Origin of the sequence: Edaphobacter sp. 12200R-103 (assembly GCF_010093025.1) — a bacterium.
Taxonomy (GTDB): domain Bacteria; phylum Acidobacteriota; class Terriglobia; order Terriglobales; family Acidobacteriaceae; genus Edaphobacter.
The window spans coordinates 2,146,858-2,170,688 of record NZ_CP048114.1 but is presented as its reverse complement, the minus strand read 5'-3'; the positions used below and the strand labels follow the sequence as shown (position 1 = coordinate 2,170,688).

The 23,831-nt window shown below is 60.3% G+C and carries 19 protein-coding genes; 4 read left to right on the top strand and 15 right to left on the bottom strand.

The window, feature by feature from the left end; all coding sequences use genetic code 11:
- Positions 1–63: 63 nt before the first annotated feature.
- Positions 64–3,366, top strand: coding sequence for a TonB-dependent receptor (locus tag GWR55_RS08995; RefSeq protein WP_162401968.1), 3,303 nt, complete (start codon positions 64–66; stop codon positions 3,364–3,366).
- A 191-nt stretch (positions 3,367–3,557) separates the two neighbouring features.
- Here the strand turns inward: GWR55_RS08995 and GWR55_RS08990 are convergent, their stop codons facing one another.
- The 15 genes from GWR55_RS08990 to GWR55_RS08920 form a co-directional block, all read right to left on the bottom strand.
- Positions 3,558–5,051, bottom strand: coding sequence for an ATP-binding protein (locus GWR55_RS08990; protein WP_162401967.1), 1,494 nt, complete (start codon positions 5,049–5,051; stop codon positions 3,558–3,560).
- Positions 5,052–5,228: 177 nt separating this feature from the next.
- On the bottom strand, positions 5,229–6,764 hold the full coding sequence (locus GWR55_RS08985) for a sulfatase-like hydrolase/transferase (protein WP_162401966.1): 1,536 nt from the start codon (positions 6,762–6,764) through the stop codon (positions 5,229–5,231).
- 55 nt (positions 6,765–6,819) lie between these two features.
- Positions 6,820–8,247, bottom strand: a complete 1,428-nt coding sequence (locus tag GWR55_RS08980; protein WP_162401965.1) for an MFS transporter — start codon at positions 8,245–8,247, stop codon at positions 6,820–6,822.
- A 77-nt stretch (positions 8,248–8,324) separates the two neighbouring features.
- Positions 8,325–9,350: a ketol-acid reductoisomerase gene (gene ilvC / locus GWR55_RS08975; RefSeq protein WP_162401964.1), complete on the bottom strand. Its 1,026-nt coding sequence runs from the start codon at positions 9,348–9,350 to the stop codon at positions 8,325–8,327.
- Positions 9,351–9,472: 122 nt separating this feature from the next.
- Positions 9,473–10,090: an acetolactate synthase small subunit gene (gene ilvN, locus GWR55_RS08970; protein ID WP_162401963.1), complete on the bottom strand. Its 618-nt coding sequence runs from the start codon at positions 10,088–10,090 to the stop codon at positions 9,473–9,475.
- Positions 10,091–10,094: 4 nt separating this feature from the next.
- The gene (locus GWR55_RS08965) at positions 10,095–11,045 is read right to left on the bottom strand and encodes an alpha-1,2-fucosyltransferase (RefSeq protein ID WP_162401962.1); all 951 of its coding nucleotides are present in this window, start codon (positions 11,043–11,045) and stop codon (positions 10,095–10,097) included.
- Positions 11,046–11,143: 98 nt separating this feature from the next.
- Positions 11,144–12,928, bottom strand: a complete 1,785-nt coding sequence (gene ilvB / locus GWR55_RS08960) for a biosynthetic-type acetolactate synthase large subunit (protein ID WP_162401961.1) — start codon at positions 12,926–12,928, stop codon at positions 11,144–11,146.
- A 61-nt stretch (positions 12,929–12,989) separates the two neighbouring features.
- Positions 12,990–14,162: an acyltransferase gene (locus tag GWR55_RS08955; protein WP_162401960.1), complete on the bottom strand. Its 1,173-nt coding sequence runs from the start codon at positions 14,160–14,162 to the stop codon at positions 12,990–12,992.
- Between the two features lie 50 nt (positions 14,163–14,212).
- Positions 14,213–15,910: a dihydroxy-acid dehydratase gene (ilvD, locus tag GWR55_RS08950; RefSeq protein WP_162401959.1), complete on the bottom strand. Its 1,698-nt coding sequence runs from the start codon at positions 15,908–15,910 to the stop codon at positions 14,213–14,215.
- 176 nt (positions 15,911–16,086) lie between these two features.
- Positions 16,087–16,725 (bottom strand): 3-isopropylmalate dehydratase small subunit, encoded by a 639-nt coding sequence (gene leuD / locus GWR55_RS08945; protein ID WP_162401958.1) that lies wholly within the window; start codon positions 16,723–16,725, stop codon positions 16,087–16,089.
- A complete protein-coding gene (gene leuC / locus GWR55_RS08940; protein ID WP_162401957.1) occupies positions 16,725–18,161 on the bottom strand; it encodes a 3-isopropylmalate dehydratase large subunit in 1,437 nt (478 codons plus the stop codon). The genes leuD and leuC overlap by 1 nt, the downstream gene beginning before the upstream one ends.
- On the bottom strand, positions 18,158–18,826 hold the full coding sequence (locus GWR55_RS08935) for a hypothetical protein (protein ID WP_162401956.1): 669 nt from the start codon (positions 18,824–18,826) through the stop codon (positions 18,158–18,160). The genes leuC and GWR55_RS08935 overlap by 4 nt, the downstream gene beginning before the upstream one ends.
- Positions 18,827–19,003, bottom strand: coding sequence for a hypothetical protein (locus GWR55_RS08930; RefSeq protein WP_162401955.1), 177 nt, complete (start codon positions 19,001–19,003; stop codon positions 18,827–18,829).
- A 5-nt stretch (positions 19,004–19,008) separates the two neighbouring features.
- A complete protein-coding gene (gene leuB, locus GWR55_RS08925) occupies positions 19,009–20,115 on the bottom strand; it encodes a 3-isopropylmalate dehydrogenase (RefSeq protein ID WP_162401954.1) in 1,107 nt (368 codons plus the stop codon).
- 74 nt (positions 20,116–20,189) lie between these two features.
- The gene (locus GWR55_RS08920; protein WP_162401953.1) at positions 20,190–21,368 is read right to left on the bottom strand and encodes a 2-isopropylmalate synthase; all 1,179 of its coding nucleotides are present in this window, start codon (positions 21,366–21,368) and stop codon (positions 20,190–20,192) included.
- 140 nt (positions 21,369–21,508) lie between these two features.
- Between GWR55_RS08920 and GWR55_RS08915 the strand changes: the two genes are divergently transcribed.
- The 3 genes from GWR55_RS08915 (at position 21,509) to GWR55_RS08905 (ending at position 23,794) form a co-directional block, all read left to right on the top strand.
- Complete coding sequence (locus tag GWR55_RS08915; RefSeq protein WP_238398734.1) at positions 21,509–22,411, top strand: LysR family transcriptional regulator; 903 nt, start codon at positions 21,509–21,511, stop codon at positions 22,409–22,411.
- A 113-nt stretch (positions 22,412–22,524) separates the two neighbouring features.
- Complete coding sequence (locus GWR55_RS08910) at positions 22,525–22,971, top strand: hypothetical protein (protein WP_162401951.1); 447 nt, start codon at positions 22,525–22,527, stop codon at positions 22,969–22,971.
- A gap of 130 nt (positions 22,972–23,101) precedes the next feature.
- Positions 23,102–23,794, top strand: a complete 693-nt coding sequence (locus GWR55_RS08905; RefSeq protein ID WP_238398733.1) for a porin family protein — start codon at positions 23,102–23,104, stop codon at positions 23,792–23,794.
- Positions 23,795–23,831 lie beyond the last annotated feature (37 nt).

Sequence of the window (23,831 nt, the reverse complement as noted above, 5' to 3'; positions counted from 1 at the left end):
GAACCCAGACGAGTCTTCATGTCAGAGGCGGCCCCTCCAGGTTCTGTTTTCAGGAGAAAGGTGATGTCTTTACGAAAACTGCTACATCTTAGCGGTCTGGTCGTTGTGTTGTTTTTTTCGCATAGGGCGTTGGCGCAGTTCTCAGGAAGCCTGCAGGGTACTGTGCAGGATGCGACGGGCGCGGCTGTTCCCGGAGCTACGCTGGCGTTGACCAATACGGCGACGAAGGTCTCGCAGACAGTCGAGTCGGATGCGCGCGGCGGCTACCGGTTTCTGAGTCTGGCTCCGGGCAACTATGTTGTATCGGCCACCGCTGCCGGCTTCGGGACAAGCAAGGTCCCCTTTACGCTGACGACAGCACAGTTGATGAACGTTCCTATTACGCTGGCGATTGCTACTTCGCAGCAGGTGGTGGAGGTCTCCGATCAGGCGCCAGTGCTGGATACGGCAGAGTCGCGCACGCAGTTGACGATCGATACCGAGGCACTCGATTCGCTGCCTTTACCGGGACGCAACCAGCTTGGCCTGGTGACGCTGGCGCCTGGTGTGACGGGGCTAGGGGTGCAGGGCAGCGGCGGCAATGGACAATCGACCGACAACTACGGCTCGGAGACGCAGGTGACGGCCAGCGCAAACGGTCGCAGCAGCGTAGGCAACATGTATGTGGTGGATGGGCTGGACATCACCAGCAACATTACGCCGGGCGTCCTGAACCTGGTTCCCAATCCCGATACCATCCAGGAAGCAACGGTTCAGGTGAACACGTTCGATGTGGAGTACGGCCGCAGCAGCTCCATCGTTGAGGTGATGACGACGCGGTCGGGAGCGGACCGCTATCACTTTGTGGCGAGCAACTACTACACGGCCGACTGGCTGACGGCACGAACCCAGTTCCAGCCCCGCGAAACCTACAAGATGCTGCCATTCCATTCGAGCAACATCTCGGCCACGCTGGGCGGTCCGGTGCCGTTCCTGAAGAACACGTTTTTCTTCACGGGATGGGAGCCTCTGCTGTCATCGACGCAGTCGAGCTCGCAGGTCACCTATGAAGCCCCGCAGTTTATTGCCTGGGCGAAGCAGAACTGGCCGAACTCCGTCGGTGTGGACCTGCTGTCGAAGTACCCCGCGGTGAATGCGACGACTACGGGAGTGGCGCAGACGGGAGCATCGCTGTTCAAGACGACATGCGGTACGGCGGCGGCGGCGAACATTCCGTGTTCGATGCCGGTAGTAGATCAGGGCGTGCTGGCAGCGACTAACTATCGCGACGCTCTGCAGTGGAATGCGCGTCTGGACAAGGTCTTTACAAAGGACCGCATCTACGGGAACTACTATCAGACCCGTCTCGATATCGGCGGCCCTTCGGTGCGTCTCGATCACAATGCGCCGCAACACTATATCGTGCGGTCGGTGCAGGGCAACGAGACTCATACGTTTAACTCCAACACCGTCAATGAAGCGGCGATCGGCTGGCTGCGCATGGAGGGTCTGATCAATCCGACGGGACCGTTCCATCTGCCGATCATCTCGCTGACCTCGGGCTGGAATACGCAGCTGGGTGTCAGCAAGGCGGATGAGAACTATGTACAGCACCACTTTGTGTGGAAGGACACGCTGTCGCACGTCTTCGGCACGCATAATCTTCGTGTCGGCTATGAAGGATCTCAAGGGGATAATCTGACCTTCTTTGGCCCGATGAATTCGCAGCCGCACTTCTCTTTCCAAACAGTGGCTGATTTCGTTCAGGACAAGATCTTCTCGGAGTCGGGAGTATCGTTCGATCTGCTGACAGGACAGCAGGCCGGTCTGCGCGGTGGCAGCTTCCAGTTCGATGGCAATACGATCGGCCTGTTCGCGCAGGATACCTGGAGGATCAATAAGAACCTGACGCTGACCTACGGCATCCGGTGGGATGACTTCGGCAATCCTGCTCCGCAGAAGGGGACGATAGCGGCGAACTTCTTCTATGGTCCGGGGACCACGACCTCCGAACAGGTGGCCAACGGATATGTGAAGCAGGTCTCGCACGCCTTCAACCATGCGATCACAGCCTGGAGCCCTCGCGCAGGTGTGGCCTGGGATCTTACTGGTCAGGGAAAGTGGATGGTCCGCGGCGGCTTTGGTCTGTATCACGACTGGGTGACGCTGGGGAACGTACAGAACGAGTTTCAGAATCCGCCTGCACCTGCGGGTGTGACCTTCCAGAGCAATACGGATGGTCCGCAACCGATCTATAGCGTTGGAACCAGCGACACGTATCCCTTTGGATTTACCTATCCGGATTTCAAGGGCTATACCCTCAACGACCACGGCGGAATCCAGGGCCTGCAGGTAAGCGCCGGCGGGAACGATCCCAACCTGAAGGCCTCGAATACGCTCAACTACACGGTTACGCTCGAGCACGGAATTACGAATAACTACTCGGTTGCCGTAGGGTATTCAGGATCGCACTCGAACGATCTGTTCACCGGTTTCGCCTCGCGAACGACGAATGCGAACTACGGTGTCGACATCAATAACTTTCCCGGAAGCCTGGTGCAGAACAACGGAAAGTTCGTTCGCCTGAACACGAACTTCGGTTCGATTCGCTACACCGTCAACGGTCCAACCTCAACCTACAATGCATTTATTGCTTCGTTCAAGGGGCGCTTTATGCATCGCGGGTTCATCAATGCTTCGTACACCCGGTCCAGTTCACATGACGATGCCGGAACCTATCCCACGGTGCAGTCCAACACTGGCAACTACAGCCAGTATTGGGGTCCTTCCAACTGGGACGCACCGAATCGTCTGTCGCTCGCAGTCAGCTATGAGCTGCCGAACCTGAAGACCGGCCCGGCGTTCCTGCACTATCTGACGAATGGATGGAAGCCGAGCGCAATCACGATCCTGCAGAGCGGCACGCCATTTACCGTGTTGCAGACTGCGTCCTATTCAGCCGGTGGAGACTATAACGCCGATGGAAACAACAGCGATCTTCCAGATGTTCCGAGCTATGGTTACGGCATTCCTACGGATCGCAACCATCAGCTTGGCCGCAATGCAGACCGTACGGCGAACAAGAATGCGGCCGGAGTCTTCGGTTCCGCCGGCGACTTTACAAAACCTGCGAATCTTCCGGGTGAGGGCAACGAGGTCATCAACGGCTATCGCAATCCCGGCTACGCGAATACGGACTTTGCGTTGCTCAAGAACAATCGCATTCGCGAGGTCGCCAATCTGCAGTTGCGCCTGGAGATCTTCAACCTCTTCAACCGGGCGAGTCTGGGAGGTATCTCGTCCAGCCTGAACAGTTCGACGTTTGGCAGAGCTACAAGCCAGTACCCGGCACGTTTTTTGCAGCTGGGTGCGCGACTTGAGTTCTGATTTCCAAAGAACGGCCTCACGCCGCTGCGCCTTGCAGCGGCGTTCTTTTTTTTGGGGCGGAATGCAGGAAGGATTCCGTCTCGGAGCACGATCGACGCTACAGGAGAAATACAGGGATCCTTTGCGTTGCTCAGGATGACGAACCTTTTGCTCGGGGCGGCCAGTCTATGCCAACGACAAGCTACCTGATGCTAATACGCCTGGGCTTGTTCGAGTGGAAGGCGTACCTGGAAGCAGGTGCTACCGGGCCTGGAGTCTACCTGGATGTAGCCGGAGTGGCGCTCCAGGATGCGTTGTACTGTATCGAGTCCGAGTCCGAGACCGCGGCCGGGAGCCTTGGTGGTGTAGAAGGGCTCGAAGATGCGGCTCTTCAGTTCGGGATCGATTCCGGGGCCGGTATCCCAGACCTCGACAAAGGCCATACCTCCCTGCAGGCGCGTACAGACGCGTAGCGTGCCCTTCTCTTTCATGGCATCGAGCGCGTTTTCGATCAGCGCGGTCCACACCTGATTGAGCTCGCGTCCGTAGCCCGCGACAGACGGAAGTTCGGGATCGAACTCCGTGATGACGTGAACGTCCTGGAGACGCGATTTGAACATCGCCAGCGTATTCTCCAGCGACTGAGCGATGTCGATGTCCTGGATCGGCGCCTGGTCCATGTAGGAGTAATCCTTGATGGCGCGGATCAGGTCGAAGATGCGCACGGTCGAGTTGACGACGGTCTCTGCCATGCGCTCCACGCGCAGGGAGCTGGCGAAGGTTGCGACGGCGACGGGCAGCGCCTCGGTGGTGACGATGCCGGCGAGCTCGTCAAGCTGCGACGCTGCGATGCCGGTCTCCGCGAGGGAGGGAGCAATCGCCCAGGGATTGGAGATGTTGTGCTCCTCCAGCCAGCGAATCAGATCGCCCTCGCGATCGCTGATGGCCAGGGCATCAGGAACTCCCTGAATAGCCTCCCGTTCTGCGAGCGTCGATCGTGTCCTGGCCACCCAGGAGCGGTATTGCGAAGTCTGGGCGTCCGACAGGCAAAGATTTCCCAACCGATACTTCTGGTCGCCGTACTGGCGTAGTTCGGAGAAGAGGCTGGAGGCTGAACGCTGGGCCGCGGATGCAGGATTGTTGAGCTCGTGCGCGAGGTTGGCCGCGAGCTTGCCGAGCGCGCCGAGCTTTTCCGCCTGCTGCTCCATGCGCGTGACCTCGCGGACACGATCCATCATGGTGGAGACGCAGCGTTGTGTCATCGAGGGAATCGCGGCGAGCATCTCGGGGAAGAGATCTTCGTGGATATCGAGCGACCATCCGTCACCGACAAGATAGCCCTCGCCTCCGTAAACCTTCATGCGCGAGAAGGGCAGCTTGCCGGTCATGGCTCCAGCGCGGCCAATCCAAAGCGCCATGGGGCCGGCGTTGTGACGACGGACGTGGACCTCACCCTTGAGGATGAAGACCATGCGATCGCAGGGAGAGCCTTCCGCAAAGACCATCGCGCCGTCTTCGCCGACGCGCTCGATGCCGTGGGTGGCGAACCAACTGTACTCCTCTTCTGTCAGGCCATCCAGAGCTGGGATGGTTCGAAGCGCCGCGATAATCTCCTGCAGCGGAGTGGGATGCTTTGGAGGAGCGATAAAGACCTGAAGCCCGAGCTGATGGGGAAGGATAGCTTCGTAACTGCTGGGGGCGGCCATGCTGAGATTCTCCTTCTGCCGTCATGGGCAGTGGCTGACGAAACGGAAAAAAGCGACCCTGATCCATTGTGACAGGTTTTGGAAGGCGTTTGGAAACGGTCACCGCCCGCAGGTCTTGTTTTGTGACGAAAGGAAGGCAGGCTGGGAGGAGGGATATGAAGCAGGAAAAAATGTTCGCTATCGGCGGCTGCGGCCTTCGGAGCGGATCTGGTTCAGGGTCGCGATCATCCTTTTTACGATATCGGGATGAAGAGCGGCGACATCATGATGCTCCTCCGGATCGCTGATCCGATGATAGAGCTGCGGTTGCAGCGCATTACCCAGCTCTGTCCGGGTATTTTCGTTATATGCCGGCTTATTGCTGCCCTCAATCAGCTTCCACTCCCCCTGCACTAGGGCAAGCACGTCTGCCTCTTCCACCAGCGACTGACGGCCGGTAGAGGATCTTCCGAGAAGTGCCGGAAGAATATCTACGCTATCAGGAGCATCGTTATGAGCAAGAGACTGATGCGTCAATGTTGCGAACGAGGCGAACAGGTCGATCTGATCGACCAGGGCGTCTGATGTCGTTGCTGGTTTTACGTGGTCCGGCCACTTTACGAGAAAGGGAACGCGAGTGCCTCCGGCGAAGTTGCTGTACTTACCGCCGCGATAGATTCCCGAGGGTTTGTGGGAGCCGAGCTTTTCAACCGATTGATCCTGGTAGCCATCGTCTACCACCGGACCGTTGTCGCTGGAGAAGACGATCAGGGTGTTCTGTGTGAGGCCATTCTTTTTGAGCGTATTCAGGATGCGCCCTACGCACCAGTCAAGCTCAGCGATCGCGTCGCCGCGCGGCCCCATGGAGGTTTTGCCTTGAAAGCGTTTGTTTGGAAGCCTGGGTACGTGAATGTCATGCGCGGGATAGTAGAGAAAGAAGGGCTGCCCGCTGCTCTCCTTAGCGCTTTGTTCGATGAAGCGGACGGCTTTGGCTGAGAGGGTATCCGCTATATCCTCATCGACCCACAGAGCCGATTTGCCACCTTCCATGTATCCGATCCGGCTGACGCCATCGACGATGGCCATATCGTGGCCGTGGCTCGGCTTCATCTTCAGCAACTCGGGATTTGCCCGGCCCGTTTTTTCATTGGGAAACGGCTGCTTGTAGCTGATGTGAATGGGATCTTTGGCATCGAGATTGACGACCCGATGGTTCTCCACGAAGACGCAGGGGACGCGGTCGGGTGTCGCCGGAATGATGAAGGAGTAGTCGAAGCCGAGTTCGTTTGGACCGGGGGTGATGTCGGAGTTCCAGTTGATCTCTCCGCGGCCCAGGCCCAGGTGCCATTTGCCTACGATGCCGGTCCGGTAGCCGCTTCGCTTCAGCAGCTCGGGCAGCGTGAGGCGGTCGGTGTCGATGATGAGCGAGGCGTCGCCGGGAAGCACGCCTGTGCCCGGCTTGCGCCAGGCGTACTGGCCGGTCATCACGGAGTAGCGCGAAGGCGTGCAGGTGGCCGAGGTCGCATGGGCATCGGTGAAGCGCAGGCCTTCGGCTGCGAGCGAGTCGATGTTGGGCGTGTGGACGGACTTTGCGCCGTAGCAGCTTACGTCGCCGTAGCCGAGATCGTCCGCATAGATGAAGACGATGTTGGGCTGAGCGGCAGGCTTTGCTGCACCGAGCAGGCCAGTGGCTGTGGCTGCGCTGAGAGTCTGGAGAAACTGTCGGCGGTTCATCGCAGATCATCGTACGCGAGGAATCGCAGCTTGTGCGTGCGATCTTCGAGCCGAGCTATGCGGCCGGAAACTCGAGATCGGGATCGGAGTAGTGCCCGCTCGTCATCGCGCCGGCGTTGCGCGGAAGCCCCATGGCTTCGATGGCCGGAGCCAGGGCGAGCACTGAGGTGAACAGGATCGCAAGCTGGAAGTCGAGGAGGTGCGGGTTGGCGGGCAGGTGTCCGCTGGCGCGTGCGATCAGGCGGAGCATGACGGCGCCGACGGCGACTCCCATGCCCATGGAGAGCTGCATAACAGCGGAAAGGAAGCCGTTGGCGCGGGACATGCGCTCGGGCGGAATTTCCGCATAAGCCAGCGTCGTCATGCAGGTGAATTCGAGCGAGCGGGCGGCTCCGTGGAAGAAGAGCAGAGCGGCGATGAGCGCTGGAGCGGTGTGCGGCGTAAAGGTAGCGCACAGGGCGACGGACACAGCGACGATGATGCCGTTGAAGATCAGCAGGCGGCGGAAGCCGAAGCGTCGAAGGACGGGCAGCACGATGGACTTCATGCTGAAGTCGCCGCCGAAGAGCGCGAGCAGGTAAAGGCCGGACTTGAAGGCGCTCAACCCAAACGCCACCTGAAACATCAGCGGCAGCAGAAAGGGAAGAACGCCAACGGCGACCCGAAAGACGCTCGCACTGTAGACGCTGAGGCGGTAGGACTTCAACTGCATGGACTCGAGATCGATCATCGAGACCGGGTTGCGCCGTGCGGTCACGACCGCAAGGTAGCCGCTGAAGAGGCTGAGGACGAGGACTACGACTGCCATCTTCCACTGGCCCTCGCCGCCGCCGAGCGTCTCCAATGCGTAGACGACACCGGTAGATGCAGCACCGGCGAACATGAAGGTGATCCAATCGAGTGGATGCTTTTCGTCGGAGCGGGTGTTCTCAATCCAGAGGATCGTCAGCACCAACGCGATGAGGCCGATAGGAAGATTGAGCAGAAAGATCCAGTGCCAGGAGAAGTACGTGGTGATGAAGCCGCCGATAGGAGGGCCAATGACGAGCGCCGCGAGGCCCGGCCAGCTGATGTAGGCGATCGCTTGGGCGATCCTGTCCTTGGGGGTCGAGCGCAGGACGATGAGGCGTCCAACCGGCACCATCATGGAGCCGCCGATGCCTTGCAGGATGCGCGTAAGCGTGAAGATGGTGAGGTTGGGAGCCGCGGCGCAGAGGAGCGAGGCGAAGGTGAAGATCCCGATGGCCGAGGCGAAGATGGTGCGCGCGCCGAAGCGATCCGCGACCCAGCCGCTGATGGGGATGAAGACGGCCAGAGTGATCAGGTAAGCCGTCATGCCGATGTTCAGGCGAACAGCGCCCACGCCGAAGCTGCGTGCCATCTGCGGCAGAGCCGTGGCGATGATGGTGCCGTCGAGGTTCTCCATAAAGAAGGCGCCGGCGATCAGTGTGGTGACGTAGAAGGGGGAGCGTGGGGTCTTCATCGGTGTGTTTCCAAAAAGCGCAAAGTGAAACAAAGAAGCCCGGCTCGCGAGCCGGGCTTCCTGTATGACAACCGGGCTTAGGCTTTGACGACAGCGCCGTTCTCGACCTTGACGGGATCGAGGAAGGGCATCGCCTTGCGGAGCTCGGCGCCGACCTTCTCGATGCCGTGCGCAGCTTCCTGCTGACGGATGCGGGCGAACTCGTGACGGCCGGTCTCGTTCTCTTCGATGAACTTCTTGGCGAACGATCCGTCCTGGATCTCCTCGAGCAGCTTCTTCATCGCCTTCTTGGTCTCGGCGGTGACGATACGCGGACCGGCAACGTAGTCGCCCCACTCGGCGGTGTCGGAGATGGAGTGGCGCATGTAGGCGAGGCCGCCGCGATACATCAGGTCGACGATGAGCTTGAGCTCGTGCAGCACTTCGAAGTATGCGAGCTCGGGCTGGTAGCCGGCCTCGGTCAGGGTCTCAAAGCCTGCCTTGACGAGAGCGGCGGTGCCTCCGCAGAGAACGGCCTGCTCGCCGAAGAGGTCGGTCTCGGTCTCTTCGGTGAAGGTGGTCTCGAGAACGCCGGCGCGGGTGCAGCCGATGCCCTTGGCGTAGGAGAGTGCGAGCTCAAGCGCCTTGCCGCTGGCGTTCTGCTCGACAGCGACCAGTCCGGGGACGCCGCCGCCTTCGGTGAAGACTTCGCGAACGCGATGGCCGGGAGCCTTAGGGGCGACGAGCGAGACATCAACGCCTGCGGGAGGAACGATGGTTCCGAAGCGGATGTTGAAGCCGTGCGCGAACATCAGGGTCTTGCCGGGGGTCAGGTTCGGCTCGATCTCGGCCTTGTGGACCTTGGCGGCGGTCTGGTCGGGCGTGAGGTTCATGATGACGTCAGCCCACTTGGCGATGTTGGCGACGGTATCGACCTGGAGGCCAGCCTTGCGGGCGCGCTCGGCGTTGGGAGAGTCGGGACGAAGGCCTACACGAACCTCGACGCCGGAGTCCTTGAGGTTGAGGGCGTGAGCGTGGCCCTGCGAGCCGTAGCCGATGATGCCGACTTTCTTCGACTGGATGAGGGAGAGGTCTGCGTCTTGATCGTGGTAGGTCTTTGCCATTTTCGGTTGTCTTCCTTCTGGTGGTTGTGTAAATAGTTTATGCGTTTTGACTGCGAGCCGGGACTTTTTAGGACTCAAACGGTCTGAGGCTATCGCGGCAATTGTTGCGTAGAGGGCTTCGGCTAAGCGTCGTCCTCGGCGAACTGGTTGGGCAGGTTGTCTACCGCCGGACGGTTCGGAAATGCGACCGGAGTGTCATCTGCAGTCCTGGTGCCCAGGGCCTTGAGGACGCGGCTGGTGTGGTGTCCGCGGCGCATGGCCATGCGTCCGGTGCGCGAGACTTCGAGGATCTCGAAGCTCGATTCGCGAAGCACCTGCAGAAGGCCTTCGATCTTGCTGGCGGCTCCGGTCATCTCGAGCATGATCGATTCCGGTGCGAGATCGACGACGCGGGCGCGGAAGACCGTGGAGAGCTCGAAAATCTGGGAGCGCGAGTGCTGACCGTTGGGCGAGTTGGGGCCAGCGGCCACCTTGATGAGGCAGAGCTCGCGGATGACGGCTTCGGAGCGACCGAGTTCGTCAACATCGAGGACGATCTCGAGCTTGTAAAGCGAGGCGCGAATGCGGTCGGAGGCATGCTCCGGGGCTTCGCAGACGATGGTCATGCGCGAGACACCCTCACGCTCGCTTTCGCCGACCGTGAGCGAGACGATGTTGACGTTGAGACGGCGAAAGAGGGAAGCGACGCGCGTGAGCACGCCGGGCTTGTCGTCTACGAGGGCTACGAAGGTGTGAAGCATATCGTTACATCCTTATCAGGCTGTCATCTGAGGTTGAACAGGTGGGGGTGTCGATGGCTGTATCGGCTGCGATCCGCTTCCACGATGGAGGCAGCAGGTCAGGGTTGGGAACCGCGGGATCGAGCCAGCGGTTGGGTGCAATCACGATCTTGTCGGCGTTCGGGTTCAGCCAGGCGCCCCACCAGGAGAAGCTGCTATTGGCCATGATGTGGTGGCGGCAGGCAGACATCAGGCGAAGGTCTTCGTGCGCCTCCGCCTGTCCGTTGTGGTCGACGAAGACATAGCGCGGGGCGGCAGGAAGGTTCTCGCGGCAGAAGGCGATATCGTCGGAGAAGACGAAGAAGGTCGGATCGGCGGCGTAGGCCTGCATCTCCGCGATGGCGTTCTGGTAGTACGTGATCGGAAGGGCGTCGCGTCCGCCATAGATCTTGGTGTAGTCGCCGCGTCGGACGTGCAGCGAGACGGGGAACTCCGAGGCTTGCATCTGGTTGAGCGTCTCGAGGTTCTGCCCCGTCGCAGGTTCACGAAGCGTGAGTTCGCTGCGCAGTTGCTCCTCGACTCCCGCGGCGTACTGATGGGCCTGGAAGTACCCGTCGAGGTAGATGCTTCTCGTCGAAGTGGTGATGGGAAGATCGTCGACGAAGATCCAGTCCGTGGAGAAGTGCGGCTTGTGGGTCACGGTTCCGGAGAGCAGGCGTACAGGATCGGAGACGATCCGCTTGGAGTTTGCGGTCGAGCAGACGAGCTGGTCCCATCGGTTCCGCTGCCGCACGGGCGCGGCGATGCGGAACTTCGAAAGCAGGAAGGGACGTGGATATCCGAACGACACGGCGCGCTCCTCGGGTTCGCGGATGATCTCTAATTGCGCCGAATACTTTCGTGCGAAGTAGAGACCAGCGGCGTACTGAAACAGTTGATTTCCAAGGCCAGACTTCTGTTGAAGAACGATCTTCATTCCAAGGCGCTTTCCAGGAGCGATTCCAGAACTGCAAGGCACTGCATCTTTGCTGGTGCTTGGACGGATGGGGTCCTGGTTGACCCCATCCTGTCGATTTATTCGTCCTCGGCGGTCTCGACCAGAGGATCCTTCTGGGGCCTGCGTACCATCTCATGCAGGGCTGCGCCTGGAGCGATCATCGGGTAGACGCCGTCTTCCTTCTCTACGGAGAAGTTGATGACAAACGGTGTAGATCCCTCACGCGCCTTCGTAACGGTAGGTGTTACATCCTTGCGCTCGACGACGTGCGCTCCGGGAATTCCGTGAGCATCGGCCAGCTTGACGAAATCGGGCGAGAGGATGGGCGAGCAGGCGTAGTTTTTGTCGTAGAAGGCCTCCTGCCACTGACGCACCATGCCGAGGAAGCCATTGTTGATGACGGCGACGTTGATGTGCAGGCCCTCCTGCTGAATGGTCGAAAGCTCGGAGGCGGTCATCTGGAAGCCGCCATCGCCGGCGATACACCAGACGTCGTAGTCGGGCTGCGCTATCTTGGCCCCGATAGCGGCGGGCAGAGCATAACCCATGGTGCCTAGTCCTCCCGAGGTGATGAGGGTGCGCGGATCTTCGTGCTTGTAGTATTGCGCCTCCCACATCTGGTGCTGGCCTACATCGGTGGCGATGATGGTCTTGTCCAGACGGCCCGCGGCCTTGGCCTCCTGCCAGATGTCGTTGATGACGTGCGCGGCGTAGAGGTGACCGTTGTCGGGCAGATTGATGATGTCGCGCACGGCGGCGTCGCCCTTCATGGCGCGAATCTCGCGCAGCCACTCGGCGGTGGTGTGACGGTCGCTGGCCTGCTCGTAGCTGGGTGCGGCGATCAGCGGCTCCATGGTGCGCAGCACTTCCTTGAGGTCGCCGATCAGCGCAACGTCCACCTTGACGTTCTTGTTGATCTCGCTGGGGTCAATCTCGATGTGGATCTTCTTCGCGTTGGGAGCATAGCTGGCGAGGTTGCCGGTGACGCGGTCGTCAAAGCGCATGCCGAAGGCGAGCAGCAGGTCGGCCTTCTGGATGGCGTGGTTCACCCAGCTCTCGCCGTGCATGCCCATCATGCCCAGAGCAAGTGGATGCGAGGCAGGGAAGGCGCCGAGGCCGAGCAGCGTGGTGGCGACCGGAACTTGGTAGCGCTCAGCGAACTTGAGGACTTCCTGCTCGGCGCCGGAGAGCGTGATTCCATGCCCTGCAAGAATCACCGGGCGCTTCGACGAACGCATCAGCTCGATGGCGCGATTCATCTCGGCGGATTCGGCGCGCAGCATCGGGTGCGGACGGAAGGCCGCGGGCGCGGCATCGTCGAAGTTGAAGATGGCGGTGCCCTGCTGGGCGTCCTTGGTGATGTCGACCAGCACCGGGCCGGGCCGTCCGGACTGCGCGATCTGGAAGGCCTCGCGGATCATCGGAGCGATCTCTTCGGCGCGCGTGGCGACGAAGTTGTGCTTGGTGATGGGCAGCGTGATGCCGGTGATGTCGATCTCCTGGAAGGCATCGGAGCCGAGAACCTTGGACGAGACCTGGCCGGTGATGCAGACGATCGGGATGGAATCGATCATGGCGGTGGCGATGCCGGTGACGAGATTGGTTGCTCCCGGCCCCGAGGTGGCGATGGCGACGCCCACCTTGCCCGAGGCGCGCGCGTAACCGTCGGCCATGTGGGCCGCGCCCTGCTCGTGCCGCGTGAGCACGTGATGGATGGGGAACTTGCGCAGAGCGTCGTAGGCCGGGAGGATGGCTCCGCCGGGGTAGCCGAAGACCGTGCTGACACCCTCGCCTACGAGCGTGGCCCATAGGATCTCGGCTCCGGTCAGGGTGGGGTGTGCATTTTTGTGATTGTCAGTCATTTGGTTACCTCCGTGGTTCTGGCATTGAATAGCTTGAAGTGAGCGTCCATAGGAAACTCAATCAGGGAAGCGTTGAGACAGAGACAGGTGGGCGTACAGGATGCAGCAGTCGACGCAGTCGTTCCTGTATGGGCTTTTCGGCATAGCGAACGACGCCGTACGCGAGAGCCATGCTGGCAGCAGCTGCCAGCAGCATGATCGCTATGTCTGGAATACGCCCGTTCAATCGTTGAACGAAATGTTCGCCGATACTTTGGTGTAAGAGATAAAGCGGATACGTAATCAGGCCGAGAGTTCGAGCCTGTTTTGTTCTTTCTGGGCCGAGCCACTCCACGATGGCCTTGTTATAGCGCACCGACAGAACGATAGCGAGGACGGCTGCTGCCCAGATGAGGATGCAGAGCATCAGAGAGGATGGTTCTTTGGAAGACTGCACAACCTCCTGCCACTCAACTCTTACGGACAAGACCGCTCCAAGAAAACAGAAGGCAAGGGCGCATGAACGGAAGATCGTAACGCCGTGGAAGAACATCAACCAGAGAAGAACTCCGATGGCAAAGTGAGGGGCGTAATCGATAAGCAGCAGACGTGCCCAGCGCGAGTTGATGAGGAAGTCCGGGATGGAAGGAATAAATCCGCCTGCCTTCAACAGGGCGTGGTCGACGGCATAGCCTAACGCAAGAAACGCCGTCGATAGGGCAGAGACTGTCACCATTGTGGGCCCGATGTATCGGAACCGATCAAAGACGAGCAGAAGGAAGATGAGGAGGTAGAAACTCATCTCCACGCGAAGCGTCCAATAAGACCCGTCGATGATAGGGCCAACTGGAGCTAACGTCAGGGCATCCAGCCAAGCATGCAGCAGACCGTGGTAGTAGCCAGTGGTGAAGATCTGCAGCACAAGTGTGATCGTGGAGCAGATCCAGACCGCTGGGTAAAGCCGGAGAAGACGGCTTTTCACAAACTCCGAAGGGCTCGCCTTCCCTGCGGAATAGGCGATCACAAAACCGGAGAGCACGAAAAAAATAGGTACTCCGACCCATCCCAGACGGGCGTATCGTCCGATGACGGTGTGCCATCCCTCCGGTGTTTTCGGAAATGATCGAAAGCCGACATGGAAAGCCAGAACAAGCAATGCAGCGGTGAACCGGATGAGATCGAGGAAGACAATTTGGCGTCCTCCTCGCGGCTCACTGGAAGCCTTTCCCGTTCTTTCCGAAGCTTTGATATACAAGTCTGATTTCTCCTGGAGAATCTCTCTTGGCGTGGGAAGCGAATCTGTCCTTACGACGTTACAGCTCCTTCGCTCGCGCTGCTTACCGTGCTGGCGTACTTGGCGAAGACGCCGCGTCTGAAGCGTGGTTCAGGCTGCTTGACCTCGCGGAGGCGTCGTGCGATTTCGTCGTCATCGACTTCGAGACGCAGCTCGCGGTTGGGGATGTCGAAGGTGATTGTGTCGCCCTCGCGGACGGCGGCGATGGGGCCTCCGACAAAGGCTTCAGGAGCGACGTGGCCGGCCATCAGGCCGCGGGTTGCACCGGAGAAGCGTCCGTCGGTGAGCAGGGCCACGGTCTCTGAGAGCTCAGGGATGCCCTTGATGGCGGCGGTGACGGCGAGCATCTCGCGCATGCCGGGGCCACCCTTTGGGCCTTCGTAACGGATGACGCAGACGTCAGATGGATTGATCTTGCCCGCTTCTACGGCAGCGAAGCAATCGTCCTCGCACTCGAAGACGCGCGCCGGGCCCTGGTGGAAGATGCGCTCGTGGCCTGCGACCTTGATGACGCAGCCCTCGGGTGCGAGGTTGCCGCGCAGGATGACGAGGCCGCCGGTGGGCTTCAGCGGATTCTCCCAGGTGTGGATCACAGGCTGGTTCGGCGTCTCGTGCGCCTGCTTGGCTTCTTCGAAGAGCGTCTTACCTGTAACCGTGGGAGTGTCGTGCAGTCGCCCCGTGTCCATCAGGCGTTTAGCCAGCACGCGTGAGCCGCCAGCTTCCTGATAGTCCTTGGCGGCGTACTTGCCGCCGGGCGAGAGGTCGCAGATGAACGGCGTGCGCTCGGAGATCTTGTCGAAGTCCTCCATGGAGAGCGGAATCTTCAGCTCGTGCGCGATGGCGATCAGGTGCAGGACAGCATTGGTCGATCCGCCGGAGGCGCAGACGGCAGTGATGGCGTTCTCGATCGACTCCCGCGTCAGGATCTGGGAGGGTTTGACTCCCTTCTCCGCGAGCTGCATGACGAGGCGGCCGGCTTCGCGTGACGCCTTCGCCTTGTCGGGCGACATGGCGGGAACGCCGGTGATCTCGATGGGCGAGATGCCGAGGAACTCACCGGCCATCGCCATGGTGTTGGCGGTGAACTGTCCGCCGCAGGCTCCGGGACCGGGGCAGGCCGCGGCTTCAACGGCTTCGAGCTGCTCGTCGTTGATCTTGCCTGCGGCGTGCGAGCCGATGGCCTCAAAGACGTTGAGGATGGTAATTTCTTTGTCAGAGCCATCCGGCTGCTTCACGTGGCCGGGGGCGATGGAGCCGCCGTAGAGCATGAGGCCAGGGATGTCCAGACGTGCGAGCGCCATGATGGCGCCCGGCATGTTCTTGTCGCATCCGGCGATGCAAACAAGGCCATCGAAGCTGTTGCCGCGTGTGACCAGCTCGATGGAGTCAGCGATGACCTCACGCGAGATCAGCGATGCCTTCATGCCCTCGGTGCCCATGGTGATGCCGTCGGAGATGGTGACGGTATTGAACTCCATCGGAGTTCCGCCTGCCTCGCGGATGCCCTGCTTGACGGCCTCTGCCACCTGGCGCAGGTGGAAGTTGCAGGGACCGACCTCAGTCCAGGTGTTGGCGACGCCGATGATGGGCTTGTGCAGGTCTTCCTTCGAGAAGCCGACGCCACGAAGATAGCTGCGTGCAGCGGCGCGGTTGGGGCCTTCGGTGACGACCTTGGAGTATTTCTTTGCCGGGCTAAGTTCGTTGCTCACTTCGCAAATTCCCTCAGGGGCTAAAGCCCCTCGTAAGAGTTAGCTTCTGCGGCACGGCTGAAGCCGTGCCCTTAACAAAACGAAAAGCAAATTCAAAAAACTAAAGCATGTTCCGAAACGAAAAACAGATTCCTCCGCTACGCTGCGTAATGACAACTTAAGACACGATCGTCTTCTCAAGACGCGATAGCGGTCTTTGGTGCTGACCAGAATTCCTTGTTGTGCTTCTGTTCGAACTTGTCCAGTGACTCAACGTGGCGGAGCGTCAGGCCGATGTCGTCGAGTCCATTCAGCAGGCAGTACTTGCGGAAGGGATCGATGTCGAAGTGGGCGTTGAAACCCTGATCATCGGTGACGGTCTGCTGTTCCAGGTTGATGGTGATCTGGTGATCGGGGTTCTCGGTGGAGCGCTTCATCAGCGTCTGCACGTCTTCTTCGCTGAGGCGGACGAGGATGATGCCGTTCTTGCCCGCGTTTGAGAAGAAGATGTCCGCGAAGGTCGGCGCAATGACGGCACGGAAGCCGTACTGGTTGATCGCCCATGCGGCGTGCTCGCGTGAGCTTCCGCAGCCGAAGTTCTTTTCGGCGATCAGGATCTCGGCGCCCTTGTACTCCGGCTTGTTGAGCACGAAGTCCTTGCGCTCTTCGACATGATCGGGCGTCTCGAGATCGTAGCGCCAGTCGAAGAAGAGGAACTCTCCGTAGCCGGTGCGCTCGATGCGCTTGAGGAACTGCTTCGGGATGATCTGGTCGGTGTCGATGTTGGGCAGCGGCAGCGGCACGGCCTTCGAGGTGAGGATGTTGATGGGTTCCATTAGCGCTGTGCTCCTTCCGTCTGCTTCCACTTGCGGATGTCGGTGAAGTGTCCGGTGATGGCAGCGGCTGCGGCCATCTCGGGCGAGACGAGGTGCGTGCGTCCGCCGCGGCCTTGTCTGCCCTCGAAGTTTCGATTGGATGTAGACGCGCAACGCTCGCCGGGCTGGAGAATGTCGGGGTTCATGCCGAGGCACATCGAGCAGCCGGGCTCGCGCCACTCGAAGCCTGCGGTCTTGAAGATCTCGTCGAGGCCCTCTGCTTCGGCCTGACGCTTCACGGCCTGCGAGCCGGGCACGACCATCGCGCGAACCTTCTCGGCGATGTGGTGGCCCTTGATGACCTTCGCCGCGGCGCGGAGGTCTTCGATGCGGCCGTTGGTGCAGGAGCCGAGGAAGACGGTGTTGATCGTGATCTGCTCCATCGGGGTGCCGGGCTTCAGGTCCATATACTCGTAGGCGCGCTCGAAGCTCTTGCGGTCGGCCTCGGTCTTCGCGTCGGCGAGCAAGGGAACGGTGCCGTCGATGGTGGCGTGCATGCCGGGCGAGGTTCCCCAGGTGACGGCGGGGGCCAGCGTCGCGGCGTCGATGTGCAGCTCGCGGTCGAAGACAGCTCCTTCGTCGGAGGGGAGGGTCTTCCAGTGCGCGACAGCCTCGTCCCAGGCCTTGCCGGTGGGCGAGAAGCGGCGGCCCATCAGGTAGGCGAAGGTGGTCTCGTCGGGAGCGATCATTCCGGCGCGGGCTCCGGCCTCGATGCTCATGTTGCAGATGGTCATGCGGCCTTCCATCGAGAGCGAGCGGATGGCCGAGCCGGCGTACTCGACCGCGTAACCGGTGGCTCCGTCGGTGCCGATTTTGCCGATGATATCGAGGATGATGTCCTTGGCGGTAACGCCGAAGGGAAGCTCGCCATCGACGGTGATGCGAAAGGTTTTCGGCTTCGACTGCGGCAGCGTCTGCGTGGCCATGACATGCTCGACCTCGCTGGTGCCGATCCCGAAGGCGAGCGCGCCGAAGGCTCCGTGGGTGGAGGTGTGCGAGTCGCCGCAGACGATGGTCATGCCGGGCTTGGTCGCGCCCAGCTCCGGCCCGATCATGTGGACGATGCCCTGGGATGAGTCCTGCACGTCGAAGAACTCGATGCCGAACTCGGCGCAGTTCTTACGCAGAGCGTTGACCTGCGCGGCCGAGACCTGATCGACGATGTGGAGGCGGTCATAGGCGCTCGTCGTCGGCACGTTGTGATCGACGGTAGCGATGTGGCGATCGGGACGGCGGATCTTGCGGCCAGCCATGCGCAAGCCATCGAAGGCCTGGGGGCTGGTGACCTCGTGGACGAGGTGCAGGTCGATGTAGAGGATCGTCGGCTCGCCCTGGGGTTCGGCGACGACGTGTTGCTGCCATACTTTTTCAAACAACGTCTTTGGTGCTGTGCTCATGAATTTGCCTTCTGCTCGGTCGGTTGCGTGATGCCGACGTCGGTCGGCTGAAGCTGGTGCGGTTGTCCGTCAGGATCGACGAGGATCACGTTGGCGATCTGCTCGACGGTCTTGTCGGCGAGGGGTTCCTGCGCCCACGGCGCAATGCTGCGCGTGAGGGCCTGGGGAAGATGCGCAGGGTCGAGTGCGCGGCTGGTAAAGACCCAAAGCGTATAGGTCGCGCCTGCCTGATCGGTCGGCTTGTCCTCGGCGATCCAGTGGGTGGCGGCGAAGACAAACAGCGGACGCGGCGAGGCGATGTCGATCCAGAGCATTCCACGCTCCGGGCAGAACTGCGCCGCGCAGCCGGTTGCAATGAAGTAGCGGTTCTGCTCGGCAACTACGGAACGCGGCTGGCCGAGAAATTCGACGATGGTGTCGGGCAGGCTCTTGCCCCTGCCCCAGAAGCTCTGCGGTGCAGCCAGGTGCGTCGCCAGAAGCGTTTTGAAGCGAACATCCGAGAGAAGCGCCGCTGCATTGCCAATCGGTGCGGGTTGCGTGTACTGCCACATCCACGAAAGATCCTCGACAGGAGGCTTCTCCCGCTTCAGGTGAAGCTGCGCACATAACGCCGGCACTACGGTGATGAGCAGTACAGCGGCGGCGAATTGGAAGAGGCGGCGCATCTATCGTTTGGTGGAAGCAGGTTTCTTTCGTGTCAGCAGGATGAGCACGTTTACCAGAAGGAACATGATCAGCGCGGCGATCAATAACGTTTGCAGCGGTGCGCCAAGATGCCAGCGGTAGTACAGCGCCGCGCCCACTGCCAGGTTCATCAGAACTAATCTCAGTTGCCAGTTCATCGTCATTACACAGCATGGAGCGATTGGCGCCGGTCGATGGATTCGGCCAGTGCCTGGTGGACGTGCTTGCCCATCTCCTGCGTGGAGACCAGCTGCACCTCTTCGCCTCCGCGGGCAATATCTGCCGTGCGGTATCCCGCCTCCAGAACCTTGTGGACTGCCTGCTCGACCGCGCGCGCATCCTGTTCAAGCCCGGCCGAGTGCCGCAGAACCATGGCTGCGGTAAGGATCGCGCCGAGAGGATTCGCCTTGCCGGTACCAGCGATGTCGGGGGCGGAGCCGTGCACCGGCTCATAAAGATTGACTGTGCCGCCGATGGTCGCCGAAGGAAGCATGCCGAGCGAGCCGGTGATGACGCCTGCCTCGTCGGAGAGGATGTCGCCGAAGAGGTTTTCAGTCAGCACGACGTCGAAGTTCCGCGGGACGTTCATGATGTGCATCGCCATGGAATCGACCAGCTGATGCTCGAGCGTGACATCGGGGTAGTCCTTCGCTATCTCGGTCACGGTGGTGCGCCAGAGCTGCGAGACTTCGAGCACGTTGGCCTTGTCGACGGAGGTAACTTTCTTGCGACGCTTCGAGGCAAGCTCAAAGGCGATGCGGGCGACGCGGACGACCTCGTCACGGGTGTAGCGCATCGTGTTGATAGCCTCGTTGGTCTCCTTGTTCCACCAGCGCGGAGTGCCGAAGTAGAGACCGCCCAGCAACTCGCGAACGAAGAGGATGTCGACGCCTTCGGTGACCTCAGGGCGCAGAGGCGAGCTTCCCGCGAGCTGCTTGTACCCGAAGGAGGGCCGGAGATTGGCGAAGCCACCGAGCGCCTGGCGAATCTGCAGCAGGCCGGCTTCAGGGCGCTTGTCCGGGGTGAGCGAGTTGAACTTGTTGTCTCCCACAGCGCCCAGCAGAACAGCATCGGAGTCGAGCGCGGAGTCGAGCGTCGCGGTGGGAAGGGGAGAGCCGGTCTCCGTGATGGCAACGCCGCCGATCAGGCCTTCCACAAAGGTGAAGTCGTGGCCGCCAAGCTCTGCGACTGCTCGCAGAATATTAGTGGCTTCCCGTGTCACTTCAGGACCGATGCCGTCACCGGCGAGAACTGCAACTTTGAGACGCATTCGCTTTCCTTCTGGATGAGGTAGTGAGGGCTAAGCCCTTCTTGTCTGTCGAAGCCGCTGCTGAAGCCGGGCCTCTAGGTCGTTGCTGCGACGGGGGACTTTTCGGCCTTCAACAGCCCCAGAATGTCCTGGTCGTAGATGGATTTTTTGCGATCGGCCAACTCGGTAAAGCGGTGATACACCTCGTCGAGCTGTTCGCGCGTGAGACTGTGGCCGAGCTTCTCCAGGCGGTCGGCCAGCGCTCGGCGGCCTGAGTGCTTGCCGAGCACAAGGTTCGTGCTTCCCGCACCGACCGAGGACGGCGTCATAATCTCGTAGGTCAGCGGATTGGCCAGCATGCCGTGCTGGTGGATTCCGGATTCATGGGCAAATGCATTCGCTCCAACGACGGCTTTGTTCGGAGCAGCTCCGAAGCTGATGCACTGGGCCAGCATCTGGCTGGTCGGATAAAGCTGTTCGAGCTTGATATTGTTCGCGTAGGGGAACTTGTCGCGGCGAACCATCAGGGCAGCGGCGACCTCTTCCAGAGCGGCATTTCCCGCCCGTTCACCGATTCCATTAATGGCGCACTCGACCTGCCGCGCCCCGCCCTGAATTCCGGCCAGCGTATTGGCGACCGCCATTCCTAGGTCGTCGTGGCAGTGGGTCGACAGAATCACATTCTCGATTCCCGGAACGCGCTCGCGCACCATCCGGAAGGTCGCCTCGTACTCCGCAGGAGTGGTGTAGCCGACCGTATCGGGAATATTGATGGTCGTCGCTCCAGCCTGCACTGCGACAGTGATCATCTTTACAAGAAAATCCGGATCGGTGCGGGTGCCGTCTTCGGTCGAAAACTCGACGTCGTCGGTGTAGGTCAGAGCCTGGCGTATGGATTCTGCGGTCTGGTCGAGCGCCTGCTCGCGGGAGATACGCAGCTTGTATTCGAGATGCAGATCGGACGAGGCGAGAAAAGTGTGGATGCGATTCGACTTCGCGGCCTGAATGGCGCGTCCGGCAGCGTCAATATCTTCGCGCTTACAACGTGCCAGCGAAGCAATGCGGGTTCCGGTCACCTCGCGTGCGATGGTCTCGACGGCCTCAAAGTCGCCTTCGGAGGCGATGGCGAACCCGGCCTCGAGAATGTCGACGCCGAGGTCGCGCAGCTGATGTGCCATACGCAACTTCTCGTCAAGATGCATCGTACAGCCGGGGGACTGTTCGCCGTCGCGAAGGGTGGTATCGAAGAAGACGATCTGGTTAGGATTCTGCATAGCTCTAGTCACTTTCGATCCTGCACGTTATCATAACGCAGGCTTATGATGGTTTGCGCGTGTATCAAAACTTCTAATCGAAGTATTCGCGCCATCAGAGACATCGGCCCGGAGCGAGGTACAAAGTGGATCTTGTCCAGATGGAGACGTTTCTGGCTGTAGCGGAAGAACGCAGTTTCTCGCGGGCCGCCTCCAGGCTCCATCGTACTCAGCCCGCCGTTAGTCAGGCAATCGCCAAACTCGAAGGCGAGATCGGCGAGGTGCTCTTCGATCGCTCCTCGCGCGATGGGACGTTGACCGATGCTGGCGAGGTCCTGCGTGAATATGCCTCTAAGATGTTGAATCTAAGGAGCGAAGCGTCAGGAGCACTCTCCGATCTGCGGTCTCTGCACCGTGGCCGGCTCAATTTGGCGGCCAATGAGTACACCAGCCTGTATCTGCTTCCCCTACTTGACGAATTCCGTCGCCAAAATCCCCGCATCAAGCTGGCCGTTCAGCGTACGCTGGCCAGCCGTATCCCCGATGAGGTCCTGATGCACTCGGTCGAATTTGGCGTGCTCTCCTTCCGGCCCGACGACAGCCAGATCCGGTCGATCGTGGTCTATCGGGACGAGCTGGCGCTGGTGGTCAACCCCCGTCATCCTCTGGCTGGGGCAGGGAAGGTCTCCATCCGGCAGCTGGGGACACAGAACTTCATCGCGCACAACATTCCGTCACCGCAGCGCCAGAAGGTTATCCAGACCTTCAAAAAGCATAAGACTCCTCTGCAGATGGGAGTGGAGCTGCCTTCCCTCGAGGCCATCAAACGCTTTGTCGAGATGGGCAACGGTATCGCTCTGGTACCGCGGCTGACGGCGGTTCCGGAGCTCAGGAGCGGTGCTTTGGTCATGCTGGAGGTCCCGGAGCTGCAGACCGAGAGGAAGCTGCGCCTGGTTTACCGCAAGCAGGCGAACCTCTCGCATGCGGCCATGGCCTTTCTCAAGGTCGTGGAGTCGTACGCCGCATCCCAGGGCGATCCGTACTGTTTCCACCCGGAGCGGTGATCGGTCACGACGAATTTCTGCTTTGTCCGCGGAACATTCCGGCTGGAACCACGTTTGAAAGAGAGAGTTTCCGGGCCCGGAGCTTAGTTCCTCAATCTTGCGAGGTGATGTCGATGATGAAGAAGCATTTGTATAAGGCATGTACGCAGATCGCGCTCGCCACATTCCTCTGCGGCGCGGTTACCGTGATTCCGGCGAAGGCGCAGGATGCTGCTCCTCAGCCGGCTCCGCAGGCAGAAGCCCAGCAGGGCGGCAGGGCAGAACACATGCAGGCCCGCCAGCTTGAAATGCTGACGAAGAAGTTGAACCTTACGGCGGACCAGCAGTCGCAGGTGAAGTCGATCCAGCAGGACACAAGTCAGCAGATGATGGCGCTGCGCAACGACAGCACGCTCTCCCAGGATCAGCGCCGCACAAAAATGATGGATCTTCGCAAGTCGTCGCAGGACAGGATTCGCGGCGTCCTGACGGATGAACAGAAGCCGAAGTTCGATGCCATGCAGGCGCAGAGGCGAGGAAGAATGCGGAATCGTCAGCAGGAGCAGGCTCCCCCGCAATAAGCAGGGAAACGCCTCCTCAAACTGGAAAGCCTCTGCCAGGGCAGGAAGGGAGGAAGTGCCGGAGTTCTCTCCGGCCTTTCCTCTTTCAGAATCCCATAGTTGCAGGTTGTGCGGTTACAATGAAGGGACAGTGACGAAGGGGCTGGAAGCTACCCTCGGCGCGCAGTTTTGCCGGCAGCAGCTCTACCTTATGTTCTGGACGATTTCGAAGGGGATCAAGCGAAGCATGAAGAAAATGATGTTGTTGGGCGCGCTGATGCTGGTGGCATCTCTCGGTTATGCGCAGGAGAGCCGGCAGGACGCAAGCGTTAGCGCGATTGGGATATTTACGCCGCAGGTCAATGGAAATGCGGTTCGGCTGGATACGACGAAGACGGTCGGATTCCTCGCAAGCTACCGATACATGCTGACGCCCCGCAGCGCCCTTGAGCTGAACTACTCCTTCGCACAGTACAACTCCAAGTTCAACACCAGCTTTCTTCCAAATGTGCGCATCCATACCCGCCAGCAGGAGATTACGGCAGCGTACGTCTATACGCTGAACTTCCGTAACTTCAATCCGTTCGTTGAGGGCGGAATTGGAGGCCTGATCTTTACCCCTATCCGCGACTATCGGACGACGAACTTCGATACGCGTCAGAGCACCAATCCTGGTGCGCTGTTTGGGGGCGGACTTGCCTACGAGCTGAGCCCCAGCTGGGATGTGCGCGTAGAGTATCGCGGTTTCGTGGCCAAGGCCCCGAACTTCGGCCTGACGAACTTCAAGACGAATCGCTGGGAGGTCATCTCCATGCCGACCGTCGGTATGGCGTACCACTTCTAAAATATTTTAAAAATAAAGAGAGAAAAGCCCCGGAGGA